A 19,741-nucleotide genomic window follows, 5' to 3' on the forward strand; every position below is an offset into this window, starting at 1 on the left:
AATAAAATATGCTCAACCATCGCATTTTATTAAGTAGCAGCACCCATCCGCATACCATAGGAGGTTTTTAGCTATGAGCCACTCGAAACGCCGCGACGAAGCAGCATGGAAAAGCCGCAAACAAGCTCAGCATCCACATGGTAAGGTGAAGGCTCTGGAGGAATTCGCCAGTGAGTACGACGCGGAACATAAGAAGTAAGTAACTCCCCCTCCCACGTTGAAGAGGGACCAACACAAAGAGCCCGGTCATCTCGTTTCTAATGAAACGGTTATCGGGCTCTTTGGTATTAACTCACTAGGAAGGCCTAGCTTGGCATTTAATGTAACAAACGGATGAGTACGGTTTTAATCTCGAACGGCGTAAAGGAAAGCAGGTAGTGGCCGTCATCGCCTTTCAGCGGCTCCAATGGGTTTTCCATCAAATCCGCTAGCAACGCCTCTCGGTGAGGAAGATGAACCGAAAACTTGATATCGCCATTCGCTCCCGATGTTTCGTAAAGGCGAACCACGAGAGCGTCTTCGTCCTCCGCTTTTTTCACCGCTTCAATCATGACCTTGGCACCTTCAATCTCGAAACCGGAATACTTCTTCGGCAGTCCGCCTTCTTCGGCACTCGCCAAGACCGCGGATATCGGAGCATTTAATTCATAGCCTTGCTTGAAGACTTCGGCTTGGATGAAATCCCCTTCATGCGGCAATATGGCGTATACGAATTGATGGCGCGCCCTGTCGCAAGTCGGATCCGGATACGATGGACTGCGAAGTAAGTTAATATCCAAAACGTTGCCGTTAACACTATAGCCATACTTGCAATCGTTCAAGAGAGCGACACCGAAGTCCGCTTGGGAAAGGTCGATCCATTGATGGGCGCATATTTCGTCCTTAGCGTAATCCCACAGCGTATTCCGATGGGTCTGTCGTTTGAGATGACCGAATTGAATTTCGCAATTCACTAGATCGGTATACACGTTGACTGGGAAAGACGCACGCAGCATTTTGCTGTCTTCCTGCCAATCGACATCCGTTTCAAAATCTATTCGTTTGCTGCCCACCATCAGACTGATTTTCTGCGTGAGCACCGATTTACCGTAGTGATACTCCTGCTCAACCACTGCTTTTGGTCCGCTAACGTAAGTCTTCGATTGCATGAGCTTCATCTGCGCAGGTTTCGTTCCCGCATAATCCTCAGGGAAATCCCAAGCGTCGCCGTCATCATAATAAATGGATAACGCGTTCCCTGCTTCGCCGGCAGCGATAACTTCTCTATCCAACTCTTTATCGAAGATCGATAGAATGCTTCCATCCGGTCCGAACGCTACCTTGATCAACTCGTTCTCAAGTGTATCGCTCACAGCTGTTACTTCGAATGAGGAGACTGGAGCTAGCGCTGCCGAGTCTATAACCTGATAGCCCATAGCAGGAGTCGTGACCTGTATCCATTGATTATCTAGCTGCATCCATTCGCTGCGCTCCCATGGAAGGGAGTTGAAGATGACCATCGGACGTTCTGTTCCCTGCGTCCATATGGAGGATGCAAAACCGCGGTACATTTGATCGGTTAGCTCCGTTACTCTAGCTAGTAAAATTTCGTATCGTGCAAGGGATTCGTCGAATACACGCTTAATAGAAGAACCAGGCAAAATATCGTGGAATTGGTACAACAGCACTTCCTTCCAGATCGCTTCAAGCTCCTCGGACGGATATTCGCTACCGTACGCGAAATGGAGCGAAGCAGCGAATTCCAGCTCCCTCAACGACTTCTCAATCTTCCGGTTATATCGTTTATTGCGGGCTTGGCTGGTGAATGTCCCTTGGTGCTTCTCTAGGTAGAGTTCACCTTTCCATGTCTTATATTTCTCTTTATTCATAGCCAGCTTCTCGAAAAAGTTCAGGGCAGGCTCCTGTTTCACCGGAATAAGCCCTTGGAGATTCTGCTCACGCTGAAGGCGCTCCAGGTGCTCTTCTCCTGGCCCGCCGCCGCCGTCTCCGATTCCGAACACGACAAGGCAATGGTCGGATACGTTTTTATCCAAGTAATCTCTTTCAGCTTTAAGAATCGACCTTGGCAACGCAGGGCCATTGTAAGTATCTTCTGGCGGCAAATGCGTCAACACGCGGCTTCCGTCCAGCCCTTCCCAGAAAAACGTATGATGCGGATGATCATTATGGACGTTCCACGACAGCTTCTGCGTCATCACATACTCGACCCCGGACTTCTGCAGAAGCTGCGGCAAGCTGGCCGAATAACCAAAAATGTCTGGAACCCACAGCATCTTCATATCTTGACCGAATTCCTGCTGAAAAAAACGTTTCCCGTAGAGGATTTGCCTTACAAGCGCTTCTCCTCCCGCAAGATTGGAATCCGGTTCCACCCACATGGCTCCTTGTACTTCCCAGCGCCCTTCTGCAATGCGCTGCTTGACCTCAGCATATAATTTGGGATGCTGCTGCTTGATCCACTCATATAATTGAGGCTGACTGGCTCCGAATACATAATCGGGATACTGCTCCATCATCCGCAGTGCGGTGGCAAAAGTCCGCGCCCCTTTGCGGTAAGTCTCACGAATAGGCCACAGCCACGCCAGATCGATATGCGCGTGTCCAATCGCTGTAGCCGTCAGTGTTGGATCCCCTCCTTGCTTGCTTAATTGCGGACTCAGAATACGTCTAGCCTGCGCCACGTTCTCATCCGACATATCCCTGAGCAGTAGATGAACATCATAAAGGGCCTGAAGGATACGCGCTCTTCTTGCAGATTGGTCCTCTAGATGCTTGGCCAGATCGAGCAGCACCTCATAATCGTAAAATAGCCGTCTCGTTTCCTCACGGCAGATGGCTATTTGAGCCTCCTTCAGCGTTCCGCTCCGGTAACGCCCAAACAAATCGTTATTGCCAGCGTCAGCCCAGAGATCGATAATTTCTTCCCCCGATGCGCTGGAAGCGATCTGTACGACGCGTTTGCCTGGCAAGCCAAGCGTTAAGTCAAACTCCGAATTCACGTTTGTGAGCCCTTGCGTCGGTGTTCCTTCCTCATCGACAAGGCATAGCTCTCCGTTGACATCAAGCAGCAGCACGACCTTGCTTCCCGCAGCCGATCGCGGCACTTGACCCTGGAAATGAAACCAAGCGCAATCCCACAGCTCCCCCCACTTTTCTCCTGGGCGAACTTCAAGACGTTGTCCCGACATTCTTCGCTCGAAAGATACGGGCTCCTTCGTTACGTATGCGATGGCCGACAAGGGAGCTACCTGCATGTAGATATGATTTTCGATTCGATTTAGCGTGTGCTTAAGGATTTCCACCTTTATTGGCGTGTATGGCATGTAGAGCTGCACCGTCCTTTGATCATTATGTATAAAGATAATGTTTAATGTTATACGCCTTTTATTGCTTAAACACATATGTCAATAATTAATATATCATATATATCAATTATTTTAATGTTTTGAGCAGAAAAATACAAGCAAAAAAACTGACCTCGGCAGCAAGCCATAGATCAGTCTCTTTCGTCCTCTTATAGATAAGCCCGATCTTCGGACGTACCCCGCGATTCGTAGTCGGTGATTGAACTGGAACGCTCTTCGATCTGGGAATATAAGTCTCCGGAATGCCCTTAACAAAAGTCCCTCGGCTCGGAATACGGTAAATCCAACCTTCCCGACTCATATCAAATATAGCATATAGCACTAAGTACCTTCCAAACCATTTCCGCCAGACCTCCTTTGAGCAAATTCACACCGATAACGGGACCAGCGCCCAGAAGTGGATGCTGATCCAGCAGTAATTATAGTGCCCATTTGTTGCGAAATGGCCTGTATAGGACAAAATTGTTGTATATTAAACAACGAAGGGAGAACGGCTAGATTTAGGCAGCAATTGTTGCACTTTTTACAACATCATTCAACCGCGAATATGGATTTTGGAATCTCCCCCCTTTCATAATTCCAAAGAGGTAAGGCTGCAAAATCACATTAAACCCACTCATACGTATCCGTTAGATGTTCCCCTACAAACGCAGTTAACTCGCCCAGTGTGAATATACATAACTCGTGCATAGCCCGGGTGCAAGCGGTATAGAACAGCTTGCGTTCGTTTTCATATCCGTACTGATGATGGGAACCATCATAGATGAGTACGGCATCGAACTCTACCCCCTTCGCCAGATACGAAGGGATGACTAGCACGCCCGACTCGAAGGTCGGGCTATGTTTGGTGATGAGCCCCAGAGGCACTTGCAGCTGTGGCTCAAGGGCTTGGTGCGCGAGCTCGCTCTCGCTCGCGGTCTTGGCGATAATCGCGATGGAGGCATAGCCTTCGCCTAGCAGCCGATCAATCTCGGCTGCCAGCAGGCTATGCAGCGATCCGCGATCGCTGACCTTGATCACCCGCGGCTTTGCGCCGCTGCGGGTGAAGGGCTCTATGGCATCGCCGCCAGGCACGATGCCGCGAGTGAACTCCACGAGCTCGCGCGTGGAGCGGTAACTGCGGTGCAAACGGATAACCTCCGTTTGCTCCGGCCCATACAGAGCGGCGATCGGATCGATTTCGCTGTACGCGGAAGCGTGCGAATAGATCGCCTGGTTCAGATCTCCGAGCGCTGTCATCCGGCAGCGCGGGAAGAGCCGTTTCAGGTAAGCCAGCTGAAACGGGGAATAATCCTGCGCCTCGTCGATGATGACGTGGCGCACGGAGCCGTTCGTCTGGAAGCCGCAGACCGCTTCCATCATGTATAAGAACGGCGTCGCGTCCTCATACGGCAGCCTGGCCTGCGCCAGTTCCTTCAGCGTCCGCTCGCAGATAGCCGACCAATAGGGCGGCTTATTCCCTATAGGACTCCACTGATTCTCTATCAGACTCCACTGATTCTCTATAGGTCTCCACTGATTCTCAATCGGACTCCCCTGATCAGCTTTCACTTCATGATCGGTTTCCTCTTCACGAATCTCTTCACAAAACAATTGCCCATACAATCCTCTCAGATCTACAAACTTAAGCCGCTTCACAGCGTTCCGCACTGGTTTCAAATGCTCCTTGATAACGTCACGTGCAAGCAGCACCCTCTCCTGATCAAAATCATCAAATGTGACTCCCTCCCCCCGCTCCATTTTACGCAGCCGCAAATAGGCAAGGTGGTACTCTTCACTACTGAGAAGTTCAATCTCCTCCTCAACCCAAGCTTCTTCCAGCTCAAGCTCTGCAAAGAGCTCTAGCTGTTCCAGAATCCAGCCCCGCATCAATTCCAATCGGTTCGGCAGCCGAATGGACGGATCATAGCTGTAAAACCGCTCCACCAATCGAGCAGCGCTCAGGACTTCCTTTTCACGAAACTTAATAGAGTTAAATAGCATATCTGTATGCATCAACCGCTCCTGATAAGCATGAATGACAGCTAGGAACTGGGGCGATGACTTATAATGAATTCCACTTAAACGAGCATTGTAAGCACATTCCTCATCCCCCTGTGGAATTTGCTCCTGGGCCCTCTCCCCATTTTCAGATGAACGTTCCCGCGCTAACACATACTCCAATTGCGTGAATGAGTCCTCCACATCAAACTCTTCACCCAATCGATGCTCCAAATAGGCCTGATAGGTCGTTTGCTGCATGTTTTCTTCGCCTAATTCCGGCAATACCGTGGATACATAGTGATTGAAAAGCGGATTTGGTGAAAATAGCACCATCTGGTCTGAACTCAGCTGATCTCGGTGCTTATATAGTAAGTAGGCGACTCTTTGCAGAGCAGCCGAAGTTTTCCCACTGCCAGCTACCCCCTGCACGATGAGCATGCGTGCTTTGTCGTTCCGAATAATGCGGTTTTGTTCTTTTTGAATCGTCGCCACGATTGTCTTCATTTGCGCATCAGAACTTCGACTGAGCACTTGCTTCAACAATTCGTCTCCGATCGTCACTCCAGTATCAAACATCAGCTGAATTCGGCTGTCGCGAATAACAAATTGGCGTTTCAACAGCATTTGTCCCTCTACAATGCCGTTCGGTGTCGTAAAGGCTACTTCACCAGGCGCATAATCGTAATAAAGACTGGATATGGGCGCTCGCCAATCATAAACCAGATAGTGATCCTCCTGCTCATCCAAAAAGGCAGCAATCCCAAGATAAATGGCTTCTCCTTGTCTCTCATCTCGTTCGGTGAAATCGATTCGGCCAAAATAAGGGGAATACACAAGTCTTTTTAACTTGCCTAAAGCTATTGTTGCCTGTCGATGCGTACGTTCTCTCTCAGATAGCACCTCCGCTTGCTGCCGCATACTTGCAATCGATTCTGCCGCGTCTTCCGACGTACTTAGATCCATGGTGACTTCATCCCAATAATGCTTGCGAATCTCAACAACATCCGATTGAACCTTGCCGACCTGATCCTCTAACCCTGTAATTCTTATGCAGATCTTTGCTGTAACTTCTTGAACTCTTTGTTCCTCTGCTGCCCAATCCTGCTCAGTTAGATTCATTGCAACACCTCTTTTCAGACATGTAAAACGCAAATTTGACACGAAGGCTGTCTTGATGCTATAATTATATTAGGATAATAATGTTATTTAATACATTTTTTCCTAATCACTCTTTATCATATCAATTCGCTTGCCTAAAATCAACAAATAAACCCAAGAGCTTGTGCGCTTGGGTTTTTCTGCGTTTTTATAGAAATGCCATAGCTGTAATTAATAGCCATGAAGTTCACGAATTCGCTCCACAGCCCGTACATGGTGCCTAGCATGTCCTGACATCATTTTGAGCAATCTAGCAACCGACTCTTCGCGATTATTTGTAGTTATAACTGTCCGCTCAAGCGCACCAGGCAGATGTTCACATAATCCAAGGATATGCTGTCTCAAACTACGAAACAGCTGCACTTCGTATGCAATCGGCCTCGTGGCATAATGAAGACTAATACTCCAATCATCCTGTGAAAAATGATTCCCTTGGTAGGTACGCCCCGGCTCTGCTAAGGCAAATTTCACTTTGTGGATCGTGACTAATTCCAAATCAATCAGGTGCAGCACTTGTTCACGAATCGACCATTTACCCGGCGCTTCCGTTAAACTGAGCTGTTCATCAGACAGGCCATCTACGGCACATTCCAACTCAACTATCCCATCAGCGAACATCTTCATAATTTCATCATCCGAAGCAAATAGTTCCTCCCAGAAAACGAAGGTATACCCATCATCGGCGGGAACAAAAACCTTCCGAATATGTCCCGTTTCTTCTTCTTTTCTCAGCTCATTCCATCCGTTTTCTTGCAAGCTTTTTTCCACTTCGTTAACGGAGCTAACCCCAATATAAATGAGATCTCCCGCTTGCGGGCTTGTGGGCTTAGGCTGCAACCAACGAGTTAGGTAAGCCTCTTGTCGCTCATGCTCCTGCTTGGTTAGCTGACCTCTCTGTTTCAATACAACTTCATCGTTCAACCAAATGCGAAGCAATGCTGCATGGCTCTCAGGAGCCGACTCCACCAATTCCCAACCAAGCTGTCTTGTATAGAAAGACACCGACTTCTGAAGATTATCGACCTGCAGCAGCAGCTTCGCTTTGCCATGATTCATCGTCTCTTTCCTTTCATCAATCAAAACTACCTTCGAGGGGAAGCAAGTAATTGTCATAGATATGATTTACCAACATTCATGTTTCAAAAAAATACGCTCCGTCATCATTTCGACGGAGCGTGCGCATTTCCTACTTCTTGGCCGCTTGGTAGGCCTCGATGTATTGAGCCGCCTTCTTGGCGACAAGGCTGTAATTACCAGTTTTAACGGCTTCGCTAGTCAAATCGGAACCGATACCGACAGCAACAGCGCCGGCCTGGATCCACTCGCCGAGGTTGCTCAGCGAGACGCCGCCAGTCGGCATGATGTTCGCTTGCGGCAGCGGACCTTTAATGGCCTTAATCATCGCGGGCGAGTAGAGATTGCCCGGGAAGAGCTTGACGATATCGACGCCGAGCTCAAGCGCCGTCTGAATCTCTTGAATCGTCATGCATCCTGGCATGACGGGCACTCTGTAACGGTTGCAGAGCTCAACCGTTTTCGGGTTAAGCGATGGGCCGACGACGAACTCGGCCCCACTGAGGATCGCGGCACGCGCCGTCTCGGGGTCAAGGGCTGTGCCCACCCCGATGATCGCGTACTTGGCCGCGTCCTGCGCTGTGCTCGAGTAGCGCTTCGCGAGCTCCTCGATAGCGCGCAGCGCGAAAGGCACGGTCATTGTGACCTCGATGACCTTAATACCGCCGGCAATGGCTTGATCGGCCATTTCCACGACTTCTTCTGGCGTATCGCCACGTAGAACGGCAACGACACCTTCACTTGATATTTGTTGGATAAGTTTAATTTTTTTCATTAGAATCTACACCCTTCTTTTTCAAGCATTTAACGTTCTATATGTTTAACATCGTTAAGTACGGCATCCACTTGTTCCCAAGTCGGAGCGCCTTCCCAGTCCCCTTCGGTCTGAACGATCAAGGAACCCACGAGATTACCGATGCGCACAGCTTCCGCATATTCATACTCTTTTAACAAGCCAACCAAAAAGCCCGCACAGAAACCATCACCCGCTCCAACGGTATCCACCACATGCTCCGCTTTGAAATATGGAACTGCTGTAACGCTATCTGAGTTTACGACGTACGTCTCATTCTCTCCGCCTTTGACAATCGATATCGCTGATAATTCACGCAGCTTGCTCACGATAACATCCCAGTCCTCTGTCTGGTAGAGCAGCTTCAATTCATCTAAACCAGGTAAGAAAATATCAGACAGCTTAGCCAGTTCTAACAGCACAGGACGCGCATCTTCAATACTCCAAAGCTTCAAACGCAAATTAGGATCAAAGCTGACCTTGACGCCATGTTTACGAGCCATCCGAATAGCTTCGAAAGCCGCCTCTTTACAAGATTCGCTTAAGGCAGGAGTGATGCCTGTGATATGCAGGATTTTGGCCCCAGCGATATAAACCTCGTCCAAATGCTTCGCACTCATCTGACTCGCTGCTGAATTTTTGCGATAGTAGTAGACAGACGTTTTGCCCATAAGTACTTCACGCATCATCAGCCCCGTAGGAGCTTCTGCTGTCAACTCAGCACGTGAAACATCGACGCCTTCACCACGGATTTTTTTGAAAATCATGCGACCTAATGGATCTTTACCTAACCGTCCGAACCAGCCGACCTTGCCTCCAAGCCGTGATATACCAATAGCTACATTACTTTCGGCACCACCAAACAAGCTGTGAAGCTCAGATGAATATTCCAACCCCTTGCCACCGGAGGGCATGAGCAGTGCCATCGTTTCCCCAAATGTGATGATATCCGGGCCAGATCCTGAATGTGATTGTGTATTTGACGTCATAAAAGCTCTCCATCCATTTTCCCGATCACGCCTGTGCGTGTCCAGTTAATTGAAACGTTTAAATAAACGATATATCTCATATTATAGTGCATGTTAGGCGTTTATACCAGACTTGACTTACCGTGCACAGAGCATCTCAACAAACTTACTCCTTCTCTCCCCTCCTGATCATATCGCAGAAAAAAGAGAGCCACATTGTGACTCTCTTCTTCATGCTTGCATCTATTCGATTAGACCAATTACTCTTTTTTCTGCTTGTATCCCATTCAACAAGAAAATCTTGTAAGCTGCTCAAGCTTTACAAACCTGTCGCTCCCGCTCCAGCCAACTCCTGCTGAAGTTCTTCATGAATTTGACCATTGGTAGCAAGCACATTTCTTACGGCAAGCCGGTATGGATTCCCAGCCGTATCGCTTACTTTACCGCCGGATTCTTGAATCAACAACGAGCCTGCAGCAATATCCCATGCGTTGAGACCAATCTCCCAGAACCCGCTTAATCGTCCTGCTGCGACGTAAGCCATATGCAGCGCTGCTGATCCACCCGAGCGAAGATTCCTTACCTTCGGGGCCAAAGCCAGCGTCCCTTTGAGATTGATCGGGAGCGCGCCGTCACGGTCCGCAGGAAAGCCGGTTGCCACCAAGCTCTCGGATAGCTTGTTATCGAGCGAAACCTTCGTCTTATTGCCGTGCATATAGGCGCCTTTCCCTTTTTCAGCGACGAACAGCTCGTCACGTGAAGGGTCATAGACGACACCTACAATAATTTCACCCTTATGTGCCAGCGCAATCGAAACGGAGTAGAACGGAAAGCCGTGAACAAAGTTCGTCGTCCCATCAATTGGATCCACGATCCAGAGATACTCCTCATCACTCATCGCCTGAAGTGCTTTGGCCGAAGCCTCTGGTCCAGGCTCCACGCCTTCCTCACCAAGAATGGAATGATCTGGGAAATGAGTCATAATCAAATTACGAATTAGCTTCTCCGAACCTTTATCCACCTCAGTGACCAAATCTTGAGAGGAGAACTTCGTATCCACGCGATTAATGTCCCCCAGCTTGCTCTTAATCCATTGCCCAGCCTTAGCTGCCGTATTAATGGCCACCGCTGTAAAGCTCTTACTGCCCACCACGAAAGGCTCCACCTTACTTTCAACCATTTATATCAACTCTTTCTTTTCATTAATTTAATTGGTAACTCCAGTATAGTAAATTATACGTTTTAAATACTAGTGCGTTTCATCCCAAAATATTCGTATTATTTTACATTTCAACTAGAATCAGCCTGTCTTTTGCGTAAAAAAAACCGTATTACCCATAAGGCAATACGGAATTTCTTAGTATGGGGGTTTAAATGCCAACGATATGATATCCACCGTCCACATAGATAACTTCACCCGTGATACCGCGGGAAAGGTTACTCATCAAGAACATCGCTGTGTCGCCTACTTCGGCTGTATCCGTTGTTTTGCGCAGCGGCGCTTTCTCTTCCACTTGGCGCAGGATGGAGTTGAAGTCTTTGATGCCTTTGGCTGCTAAGGTACGAATCGGGCCAGCGGAGATACCGTTGACGCGAATGCCGAATTGACCGAGGTCATTCGCCAGGTAACGCACGCTAGCTTCCAGCGCTGCTTTGGCAACGCCCATGACGTTGTAGTTCTTCATCGCGCGCTCAGCGCCGAGGTAGGTCATCGTCATGATGCTGCCGCCCTCTGTCATCAGCGGGTAAATCCGTTTCGATACAGCTACAAGGGAGTAAGCGCTGATGTCATGTGCTAATGCGAAACCATCACGCGATGTGTCAACGAATAGCCCGTCCAGCTCTTCGGTTTTAGCAAAAGCAATACTATGTACGAGACCGTGAAGCACACCGAATTTCTCTTTGAGTGTAGATGCAAGTGTTTCGATCTCAGCATCCGCAGTTACGTTGCAAGGCATCAAGGTTGAGCCTGGAATCGTGTCTGCGAGCTTGCGAACGCGTTCCTCAACACGCTCATTTTCAAACGTAAAAACAAGATTGGCTCCTTGTGCCGCTAAGGATTGAGCAATAGCCCAAGCGATGCTGCGGTCATTGGCAACACCCATTACAAGTATATTTTTTCCGGTTAACAATTGACTCATGGTATTAAGAGGCCCCTCTCACAATGGATTGTGCGTCGTTCATTCCCACTCTCCAAAGTACCCCATTTTGTCTAACAATTCAAGAATTAAATCTGAATGGCTATAGCTGGATGGAGGCTTGATCGATAACCGAAACTCCCTCTTGCATTTTGAGGTCTTCCATGAGGCGAAATAACGCACCATCTTTCATCTTCGCTTCAATCATGATATCGAGATTTGGCGTGGTTGGCGCAATCGCACGCAGGAATGCGAAAAGAGGACCTACCTCCACGTAATCAGCATGACTTCTTAGATCCGTTTCACTTTTTGGACTTGAAACATGAATTTTCGGCGGGAGTACGTTTGCTGCCTGTTCCGACTGCTCACTCTCCTGTCTCGACCACGTTTGTCTGATCCGCGGCCAGAGATCTATCGCATCTTCCCCGTTGTTATTGACCGCATGATGATGAATATCCAGCACCATAGGCGCTCCCACCTTTTCTGCAATATCGAGTGTCTCTTGCGCAGTAAAGGTTTTATCATCATTCTCAAGTGTAATCCGCCTCTGAATGTCAGGGCGCAGCGCGGAAAAATTCTGAATAAATCGCTTAGCCGCTTTCTCTTTATCGCCGTAGGAACCACCTACATGAATATTGCACATGGCTTCCATACCCAGCCCCATCGCGTTAAGCATAGCAGAATGCCGCTCTAGATCTTCTACCGATTTCTGCAGTACATCTTCCTTTGGCGTACTCAGCACGGTGAAATGATCCGGATGAAAGCTTACACGCATGCCAGACTGCTTAGCGTAACTGCCAAGCTCTTGGAATTCCGCAGAAAGCGTGGTAATGGGGTCCCAGTCACCTAACATTTCATGTCCAATGAGAGGGATCAGCCTGGAGGAAAAGCGAAACACCATAATGTCATGCGCTCGGTTATGCCTAAGCAATCTAAGCGTATTATGCAGATTTTCGGCGCCAAGTCGCTCTAGCTTCCGAATGGCCGCATCTCGATCCAGAAGCTTGCTGAAGTTCGTGACTGTCATCGTTTTGGAAGGGGACGCGTTCTTGACTACCGTCGACATAGCCACATACCCAAGGCGAATAATCATGCAAGGTTAACCTCCAAGAAGAGTATGCAAAGATAAACGGCTTACATCGTCCTGTTGGACGAATGCATTTGTAAGGTTTCTGCAAAAATTCCCTTCATAGGGTACCCTCTGGAGCAGCCGCACATACACACAACTCACCTAATTTAAGATGAGATGGATGTTAAGATTTTGAAGCTGATAAAAGACGAAATCGCCAGTGGCAGCAGGCTTAACGCTAGCATACCGAACTTGGTGCCTCGATCTTCTTTTCGTAAACACATATAATTTCCGATAAACCAAACCAACAAGTATACGCAAAGTACCCCCGCAGCCATATACCGATCTTGCATCGATGGAGGCGACATAAAGCCATAAAACCCAAAGATCAGATAAATAAGTACATATGGAGTTGGTATACCTAAGCCAATATTGAAAAGCCAATAGGCAATAAACTTTCTGTCCGTCAATAACGTTTGTCTCATTCTTTTCACGCTCCAATCTGAATATCTAATACGTACATTGTAGTTCTTAGAGCTAAATAGAATAAGTACTAAGTTCTTGTAGTACCTATGGTGAGAGCGACTTTTTGCATGGAGGTACTTTTCCACCTCGCGCATTGTTTAGTGATGAAAATCATCCTTACGGAGCGCAAAACGGACTATATCGGCAACTCAGCCGAGCCTCGCACTCACAAACATGAGATAAGCCTCTAGTATAAGGTATTCAAAAAAGACACCGTCCATATCGGACGATGTCTTCTAATTTCACGCTATGCCGCTAAGCTTGCTCACCAAAAAACATCTCAAAAGCAAGTGAGGTCTGAATCCGTGACTCTTCTTCCGTCAGACGGCGAATGAGCTCCATTTCCACTTGCGTTACTTCATCTCCTTGGAAATTGATTTCCGCGATGGAGGCAACGATCCGAACAATGGCAATCGCCTGATTCTCAGGCGTGTAAGCTATGACTTTCTGACCGGTTGGGAAGACGCGGAAGCCGCTTTTCACCATTTTTCCGCGGCCGTACTCTAGAAGCTCATAGAGCTCCTGCGCGGACTTAAACTTGCAGACTGAATTAAACTCCGTTTGAAATCCCATTTGCATCTACTCCACATCAAAAGAATATTGGATATTCTGCTTCGCTGTATGCCGTTCGATAGCCAGACGTATAAGATCATCCAGCAGCTCTGTGTATGGTTTACCGGTTTCTTGCCATAGCAGCGGGTACATACTGAATGGTGTAAAGCCCGGCATCGTATTGATTTCATTGATGTAGATCTTCTGATCGATTTTGCCTAAGAAAAAATCAACACGCGATAAACCACTGCCATCAACAGCCAGGAATGCTTGAAGCGCCAGCTGTCTAATCCGCTCGGACGTTTCTTCGGGGATGTCTGCAGGAATAACCATCGCTGATTTGCCGTCCATATATTTCGCTTTGTAATCGTAAAATTCGTTCGAGGATACGATTTCACCAGCAACAGAAGCAATAGGTTCATCATTGCCCAAAACGGCTACTTCGATCTCGCGGGCATCGATGTTCTCTTCAATAATGACTTTGCGATCATATTGGAAAGCGAAATTGACCGCTTCAATTAATTCTTCTTGATTTCTTGCTTTGGAAATACCGACACTGGAGCCCAGATTAGCCGGCTTCACGAAGCACGGATATCCGATAGCCGTTTCGAGCTCGACCAGATGATACGCACGGTTCTTTTCCCACTCGGTACGAGTGAAATGGCGGAAAATACACTGTGGAAGCCCTTCTTGTGCGAAAACCTTCTTCATCATGACTTTATCCATCCCGACGGCTGATGCAAGCACGCCTGCACCTACGTATGGAATGTTTGCCATTTCAAGTAATCCTTGAATGGTCCCATCTTCACCAAATGTACCATGTAAAAGCGGAAAAATAACGTCTAAGCCTGTGTCCTTCATGGCAGCTGTATTCGTTGCAGTAATAGCCACATCGCCTTTTGTCTGAATGGCCCCGAATATGGGTGCCAAAGCATTGGAAGCAGGTGCGGCTGCAGCGGTTTCTCCACTGCTAAAAGTCAATACTTCCTTGGATTCAGCCGGACCTAACAGGGGTGCACCGCTTCTCCATTCGCCCTTTTTGGATATATAAAACGGTGTGATCTCATATTTATTGAAGTCCACAGCTTTCATAACCGCCAATGCTGTTTGCAGGGACACGTCATGCTCTCCGGATTTCCCCCCATAAATTAATCCAATTCGTATTTTGCGGCTCATTACGTACCTCCGTTTAGTATTTGCGTTTACGCTTCGTATTACATTTCATCAGCAACCCGAACGAAAACGTACTTCGTCCTCTCTGTCCAAGCAGGTGAATCCTTATAAGCCCAATAACGATTACGGCTATTATATGTATGCGCATTGACCAGCGGCATCCCGTTGGCATCTTTGCCTATCACAATCGTATTGTGCTGATAGCGGCCATCGCCATCCCAGTCGTAGCTAATTGTATCCCCCGGTTGAAGCTCCCTCGGATCATTTACCGCATGCCCTTGCAGACCTCTGCGGCTATGTGAGAGGAAATTTTGCAGGCTATTGGCAACAGCCCAACTAAAGCTCCAAAGCTCTTGATTGCCTTTTTTGCCAGCATACCACCAGCCCAAATCCCTTTTCCCAGTATAGTCCATTGGAGCCCCGCCTGCAAAGAGGCATTGCGATACAAAATTCGTACAGTCGACTTCAAATTCCTCGTATTTCGGATTCGGGGTTTGCCACCAAGTTTCTGCATAATGGGCCGCTTTGGCGCGATTATAAATGATTTTGCGAGGAGCTGATTCCTGAGCACCACTGTTGAGTATACTATGATTGATATAAGGAAGTGAGGGCGCTCTGCGAAGCCCATCCACAAAACCTTCATGATCAGGCAAAAAGACGCCTCGCTGCTTGCTCGGAAGCGACTTTTCTTCATGGAGAGGTTCTGTGTACCGGACCTGCCAGCGGTTCGCCGTGCTATCTATGAACACACGTTCAGGTTCAATACGTTCCTCCAGATGTTCGATGGACCCAATCCGATAATTTAGAAATCGATGTAATTGGATATCCGCGATTATCGCTTGGGGCGATTCTTTGACACCAGTAAGACGCAGCTTTGTTTCTCCACGCAGCAATTTAGCATCACGGTCGCGGTAACTGTTCAGGAGCCTACGTACCTTGACATCCTGTTTCCGTACATAAGCGCTATCTGAGACATAAGCTTCCAAAGGTGCAGCAGAGCCATCGATCTCTGCCTGGTTCTTAGCGTGAACGTAGTTATAGAGCGCTGTTTTCCAGGACATCTTGGTATCCTCCTTAGGACGAGCCCGAATTGCTTTGAATTGATTCAATATATGACATTTTGACGGTAAAAATGATTGAAATTAATCTTTACTCATACAAAGCAAAACGCTATACTTGAAGTAGAGGGATTAATGAAATTGAGTTTCACTAGATGAAACCAATGGATGATCATATTATTGAGGAGGAATTACCCATGTCCAATAAGGACTCTTTTTCTGTGCGTAAGCAGTTAACTGTGGGAACGAAATCGTTCCAGTATTACAGTCTTCCTGACTTTGAAAATCAAGGCCACGGAACTGTTAGCAATCTGCCTGTCTCCATTCGCGTTTTGCTCGAAGCCGCTATTCGTCAATTCGACGGCCGTGCCATTACAAGTGAACATGTTAAACAAATCGCTGGTTGGGCTGAAGGCCGCGATGAAAACAAAGAAATTCCTTTCATTCCTGCTCGTATCGTTCTTCAGGATTTCACAGGCGTACCCGTCGTTGTTGACCTTGCGGCAATGCGTGCGACGATGGCACGTGAAGGCGGAGATCCAAAACGGATCAACCCACTCGTTCCTGTAGACCTTGTTATTGACCACTCTGTTATGGTCGATGCTTTCGGATCCCCGGATGCACTTGACTACAACATTAACCTAGAGTTCGAAAGAAACGAAGAGCGTTACCGTTTCCTACGTTGGGCACAAACGGCATTCGACAACTTCCGTGCTGTTCCACCTTCAACAGGTATCGTTCACCAAGTTAACTTGGAGTACCTGGCTTCCGTAGCAGCTACGAAAACGATCGATGGCGAAACTGTTGTTTACCCAGACTCCCTCGTAGGTACAGATTCCCACACAACAATGATCAACGGACTTGGTGTTGTAGGTTGGGGCGTAGGCGGTATTGAAGCTGAGGCTGGTATGCTTGGACAACCGCTTTACTTCGTAGCTCCGGACGTTGTTGGTTTCAAATTGACAGGCCACCTGGCAGAAGGCGCTACAGCAACTGACTTGGCTCTGACTGTTACACAAATTTTGCGTAAAAAAGGCGTTGTTGGTAAATTCGTTGAGTTCTTCGGTCCTGGTCTGAGCAACATTTCCTTGGCTGACCGTGCAACGGTAGCGAACATGGCTCCTGAGTACGGCGCAACAATCGGTTTCTTCCCAGTCGACAACGAAACGTTGAACTACCTGAGAAGTACAGGTCGTGACGCAGATCAAATCGCACTCGTAGAAGCCTACTACAAAGCACAAGGTATGTTCCGTACAGACAGCACACCAGATCCTCAGTTTACAGATGTAATTGAACTTGATCTTGGCTCTGTAGTACCGAGCTTAGCTGGTCCTAAACGTCCGCAAGACCGTGTAGAGCTTACTAACATGAAGGAGTCTTTCAACTCCATCATCCGTACACCTATCGATAAAGGCGGCTATGGCCTTACCGATGAGAAAATCGACGAAGTCGTTGATGTTGTTTATCCAAACGGCGAAACTGTCAAAATGAGTACAGGCGCAGTTGTCATCGCGGCAATCACTTCTTGTACAAACACATCGAACCCAAGCGTTATGCTAGGTGCTGGACTTGTAGCGAAAAAGGCGGTGGCTCGCGGTTTGAGAAAACCAGCTTTCGTTAAGAGCTCCTTGACACCTGGTTCCCTGGTTGTTACCGAGTACTTGATTAAAGCAGGCTTGCTTGAGCCTCTAGAAGCACTAGGCTTCCACGTTGCAGGCTATGGCTGCGCAACTTGTATCGGTAACTCCGGTCCGCTTCCAGAAGAAGTAAGCAAAGCCATCATCGACAACGATATGACTGTGGCTGCCGTTATTTCCGGTAACCGTAACTTCGAAGGCCGCGTACATGCTCAAGTGAAAGCGAACTACCTGGGATCACCTCCGCTTGTTGTTGCCTATGCACTTGCAGGAACAGTGAACATTGATTTGGCTAACGATCCAATCGGCTACGACCAAAGCAATCAACCTGTCTACCTCAAAGACATTTGGCCTACAAACCAAGAGATTCAAGAAGCTCTTGGAATTGCAATGAGTGCTGACATGTTCCGTGATAAATACAGCAACGTATTCCGTGCAAATGAGCGTTTCAACCAAATCGCAATTCCGGAAGGCGATCTATACGAGTTCGACAACAATTCCACATACATTCAAGAGCCTCCGTTCTTCACAGATCTGGGCACGGTTCTGGATGATATCGCAGATATTCGGAATGCCAAAACATTAGCACTCTTGGAAGATTCCGTTACAACGGACCATATCTCCCCTGCCGGTAACATCAAAGTTGACAGCCCTGGAGGCCAATACTTGATTAACCATGGTGTGAAAAAAGAAGACTTCAACTCCTACGGTTCCCGTCGTGGTAACCACGAAGTGATGATGCGCGGTACGTTCGCGAACATCCGTATTCGTAACCAAGTGGCACCAGGAACAGAAGGCGGCGTAACGACTTACCTGCCAACTGGCGAAGTTGAATCCATCTACGATGCTTCCATGAAGTATCAAGCTGAAGGCCAAAACCTCGTAGTTATCGCTGGTAAAGAGTATGGAACTGGAAGCTCCCGTGACTGGGCGGCAAAAGGTACATTCCTACTTGGCGTCAAAGCCGTTATCGCGGAAAGCTTCGAGCGTATTCACCGCAGTAACCTTGTTGGTATGGGCGTTCTTCCACTTCAATTCCTTGAAGGAAATGGTTGGAAAACACTAGGTATCACAGGTCGTGAAACATTCGATATCACTGGTTTGAGCAACGACGTACAGCCGGGTTCCACTGTAAAAGTAACTGCTACTCGTGAAGATGGCACAAGCTTCGAATTCACCGCACTTGTACGTTTGGATAGCTTGGTGGACGTAGACTATTACCGCAATGGTGGTATTCTGCAAACCGTTCTTCGTTCCATCCTTGCTGAGAAAAACTAATACAGCAAAACACACAACAGCATTACACACAGCAAAAGTCCGGGATTGCCTTATTGGCGGTCTCGGGCTTTTTATTTAAAAAAAAGACCAAATCAGCAATTGTAAAGACATTTTTACAACCTAAATTCCCTTACAGCGCCAAGCGTTTGGGCTGAATTTCCAATAACTGCGGGTTGAGCCTCCCCTCCTCGGCACCTATACTGATAGAACGAAAGGGGAGATGAAGATGAAGTTGATAAAAAAACTCGTCCTTGTCGTGCTGTTAGCTTCAATGGGTCTAGGTTTTAGCGTAAGTGAATGGAGCCTGCCGGCTTCTGCAGCAACTACATTGAAGCAAGGCAGTCAAAACGGTGATGTCTGGGACGCTCAGTTCCGACTCGAGACTTTAGGCTACTATCAGCAATCTGTGGATGGCAAATATGGTCCGATCACGGCCGCTGCTGTTCGCAATTTTCAATATAATTATGGTCTAACCGTTGACGGCATGATTGGAGCAAAAACCTGGGAGGCTTTACGTAACTATTCGGTGAATCAAGCTGAATTGGATATGTTGGCGAAGGTGATTTACAGCGAGGCTCGCGGTGAATCCTATGAAGGACAAGTGGCCGTTGGGGCCGTTGTCATGAATCGTCTACAATCGAGTAAGTTCCCGAGTTCCATCCAAGGCATTATATTTGAGCCTGGGGCTTTTACAGCCGTTAGTGACGGCCAATACTGGCTGAAGCCGGATAAGACGGCCTACATGGCAGCGCAGGATGCTGTTCAGGGCTGGGACCCTACTAGGGGTTCCATCTATTATTTTAATCCTGATACAGCGACGAGCGCTTGGATCTGGTCACGTCCGCAGACTGTGCGGATTGGGAGTCATATTTTTGCGAAGTAATTAAAGAAAAAAAGATGTATGAGAAGCAAACAAAAACACCTCTACCGAAGCCGCTCCATGGTGAGCGACCTCGTGTAGAGGTGTTTT

General features: G+C 47.9%; 16 protein-coding genes. 3 read left to right on the forward strand and 13 right to left on the reverse strand.

The features are described 5' to 3' along the window. Nucleotides 1-73: 73 nt before the first annotated feature. Nucleotides 74-199: a DUF6254 family protein gene (locus QFZ77_RS01960; protein WP_307435385.1), complete on the forward strand. Its 126-nt coding sequence runs from the start codon at nucleotides 74-76 to the stop codon at nucleotides 197-199. A gap of 118 nt (nucleotides 200-317) precedes the next feature. Here the strand turns inward: QFZ77_RS01960 and QFZ77_RS01965 are convergent, their stop codons facing one another. The 13 genes from QFZ77_RS01965 to QFZ77_RS02025 form a co-directional block, all read right to left on the reverse strand. Then, nucleotides 318-3,323 carry an alpha-mannosidase gene (locus tag QFZ77_RS01965; RefSeq protein WP_307435390.1) on the reverse strand — a complete coding sequence of 1,002 codons (3,006 nt, stop codon included), beginning with the start codon at nucleotides 3,321-3,323 and terminating at the stop codon, nucleotides 318-320. 109 nt (nucleotides 3,324-3,432) lie between these two features. After that, the gene (locus QFZ77_RS01970) at nucleotides 3,433-3,687 is read right to left on the reverse strand and encodes a hypothetical protein (protein WP_307435393.1); all 255 of its coding nucleotides are present in this window, start codon (nucleotides 3,685-3,687) and stop codon (nucleotides 3,433-3,435) included. 284 nt (nucleotides 3,688-3,971) lie between these two features. Continuing rightward, nucleotides 3,972-6,467, reverse strand: a complete 2,496-nt coding sequence (gene helD, locus QFZ77_RS01975) for an RNA polymerase recycling motor HelD (protein WP_307435395.1) — start codon at nucleotides 6,465-6,467, stop codon at nucleotides 3,972-3,974. A 210-nt stretch (nucleotides 6,468-6,677) separates the two neighbouring features. After that, nucleotides 6,678-7,562 carry a VOC family protein gene (locus QFZ77_RS01980; protein WP_307435398.1) on the reverse strand — a complete coding sequence of 295 codons (885 nt, stop codon included), beginning with the start codon at nucleotides 7,560-7,562 and terminating at the stop codon, nucleotides 6,678-6,680. A gap of 130 nt (nucleotides 7,563-7,692) precedes the next feature. Continuing rightward, entirely contained in the window at nucleotides 7,693-8,355 is a 663-nt protein-coding gene (locus tag QFZ77_RS01985) for a bifunctional 2-keto-4-hydroxyglutarate aldolase/2-keto-3-deoxy-6-phosphogluconate aldolase (RefSeq protein ID WP_307435401.1), read from the reverse strand. A 29-nt stretch (nucleotides 8,356-8,384) separates the two neighbouring features. Then, nucleotides 8,385-9,362 (reverse strand): sugar kinase, encoded by a 978-nt coding sequence (locus QFZ77_RS01990; RefSeq protein WP_307435404.1) that lies wholly within the window; start codon nucleotides 9,360-9,362, stop codon nucleotides 8,385-8,387. 298 nt (nucleotides 9,363-9,660) lie between these two features. After that, a complete protein-coding gene (locus QFZ77_RS01995; protein WP_307435407.1) occupies nucleotides 9,661-10,521 on the reverse strand; it encodes an inositol monophosphatase family protein in 861 nt (286 codons plus the stop codon). Nucleotides 10,522-10,711: 190 nt separating this feature from the next. After that, nucleotides 10,712-11,482: an enoyl-ACP reductase FabI gene (fabI, locus tag QFZ77_RS02000; RefSeq protein ID WP_307435410.1), complete on the reverse strand. Its 771-nt coding sequence runs from the start codon at nucleotides 11,480-11,482 to the stop codon at nucleotides 10,712-10,714. Nucleotides 11,483-11,582: 100 nt separating this feature from the next. Beyond that, complete coding sequence (uvsE, locus tag QFZ77_RS02005; protein WP_307435413.1) at nucleotides 11,583-12,572, reverse strand: UV DNA damage repair endonuclease UvsE; 990 nt, start codon at nucleotides 12,570-12,572, stop codon at nucleotides 11,583-11,585. A gap of 143 nt (nucleotides 12,573-12,715) precedes the next feature. Then, on the reverse strand, nucleotides 12,716-13,033 hold the full coding sequence (locus QFZ77_RS02010) for a hypothetical protein (RefSeq protein ID WP_307435416.1): 318 nt from the start codon (nucleotides 13,031-13,033) through the stop codon (nucleotides 12,716-12,718). Nucleotides 13,034-13,328: 295 nt separating this feature from the next. Continuing rightward, complete coding sequence (locus QFZ77_RS02015) at nucleotides 13,329-13,646, reverse strand: hypothetical protein (RefSeq protein ID WP_029194487.1); 318 nt, start codon at nucleotides 13,644-13,646, stop codon at nucleotides 13,329-13,331. A gap of 6 nt (nucleotides 13,647-13,652) precedes the next feature. Further along, entirely contained in the window at nucleotides 13,653-14,801 is a 1,149-nt protein-coding gene (locus QFZ77_RS02020; protein ID WP_307435425.1) for a D-alanine--D-alanine ligase, read from the reverse strand. A 38-nt stretch (nucleotides 14,802-14,839) separates the two neighbouring features. After that, complete coding sequence (locus QFZ77_RS02025) at nucleotides 14,840-15,859, reverse strand: amidase domain-containing protein (RefSeq protein ID WP_307435427.1); 1,020 nt, start codon at nucleotides 15,857-15,859, stop codon at nucleotides 14,840-14,842. A 194-nt stretch (nucleotides 15,860-16,053) separates the two neighbouring features. Between QFZ77_RS02025 and acnA the strand changes: the two genes are divergently transcribed. Both acnA and sleB read left to right on the forward strand, forming a co-directional pair. Next, the gene (gene acnA, locus QFZ77_RS02030; protein WP_307435430.1) at nucleotides 16,054-18,771 is read left to right on the forward strand and encodes an aconitate hydratase AcnA; all 2,718 of its coding nucleotides are present in this window, start codon (nucleotides 16,054-16,056) and stop codon (nucleotides 18,769-18,771) included. A 226-nt stretch (nucleotides 18,772-18,997) separates the two neighbouring features. Further along, the gene (gene sleB / locus QFZ77_RS02035) at nucleotides 18,998-19,654 is read left to right on the forward strand and encodes a spore cortex-lytic enzyme (RefSeq protein WP_307435432.1); all 657 of its coding nucleotides are present in this window, start codon (nucleotides 18,998-19,000) and stop codon (nucleotides 19,652-19,654) included. The last annotated feature ends 87 nt before the right edge of the window (nucleotides 19,655-19,741 follow it).

This window comes from Paenibacillus sp. V4I3, from assembly GCF_030817215.1.
Lineage (GTDB): Bacteria > Bacillota > Bacilli > Paenibacillales > NBRC-103111 > Paenibacillus_E.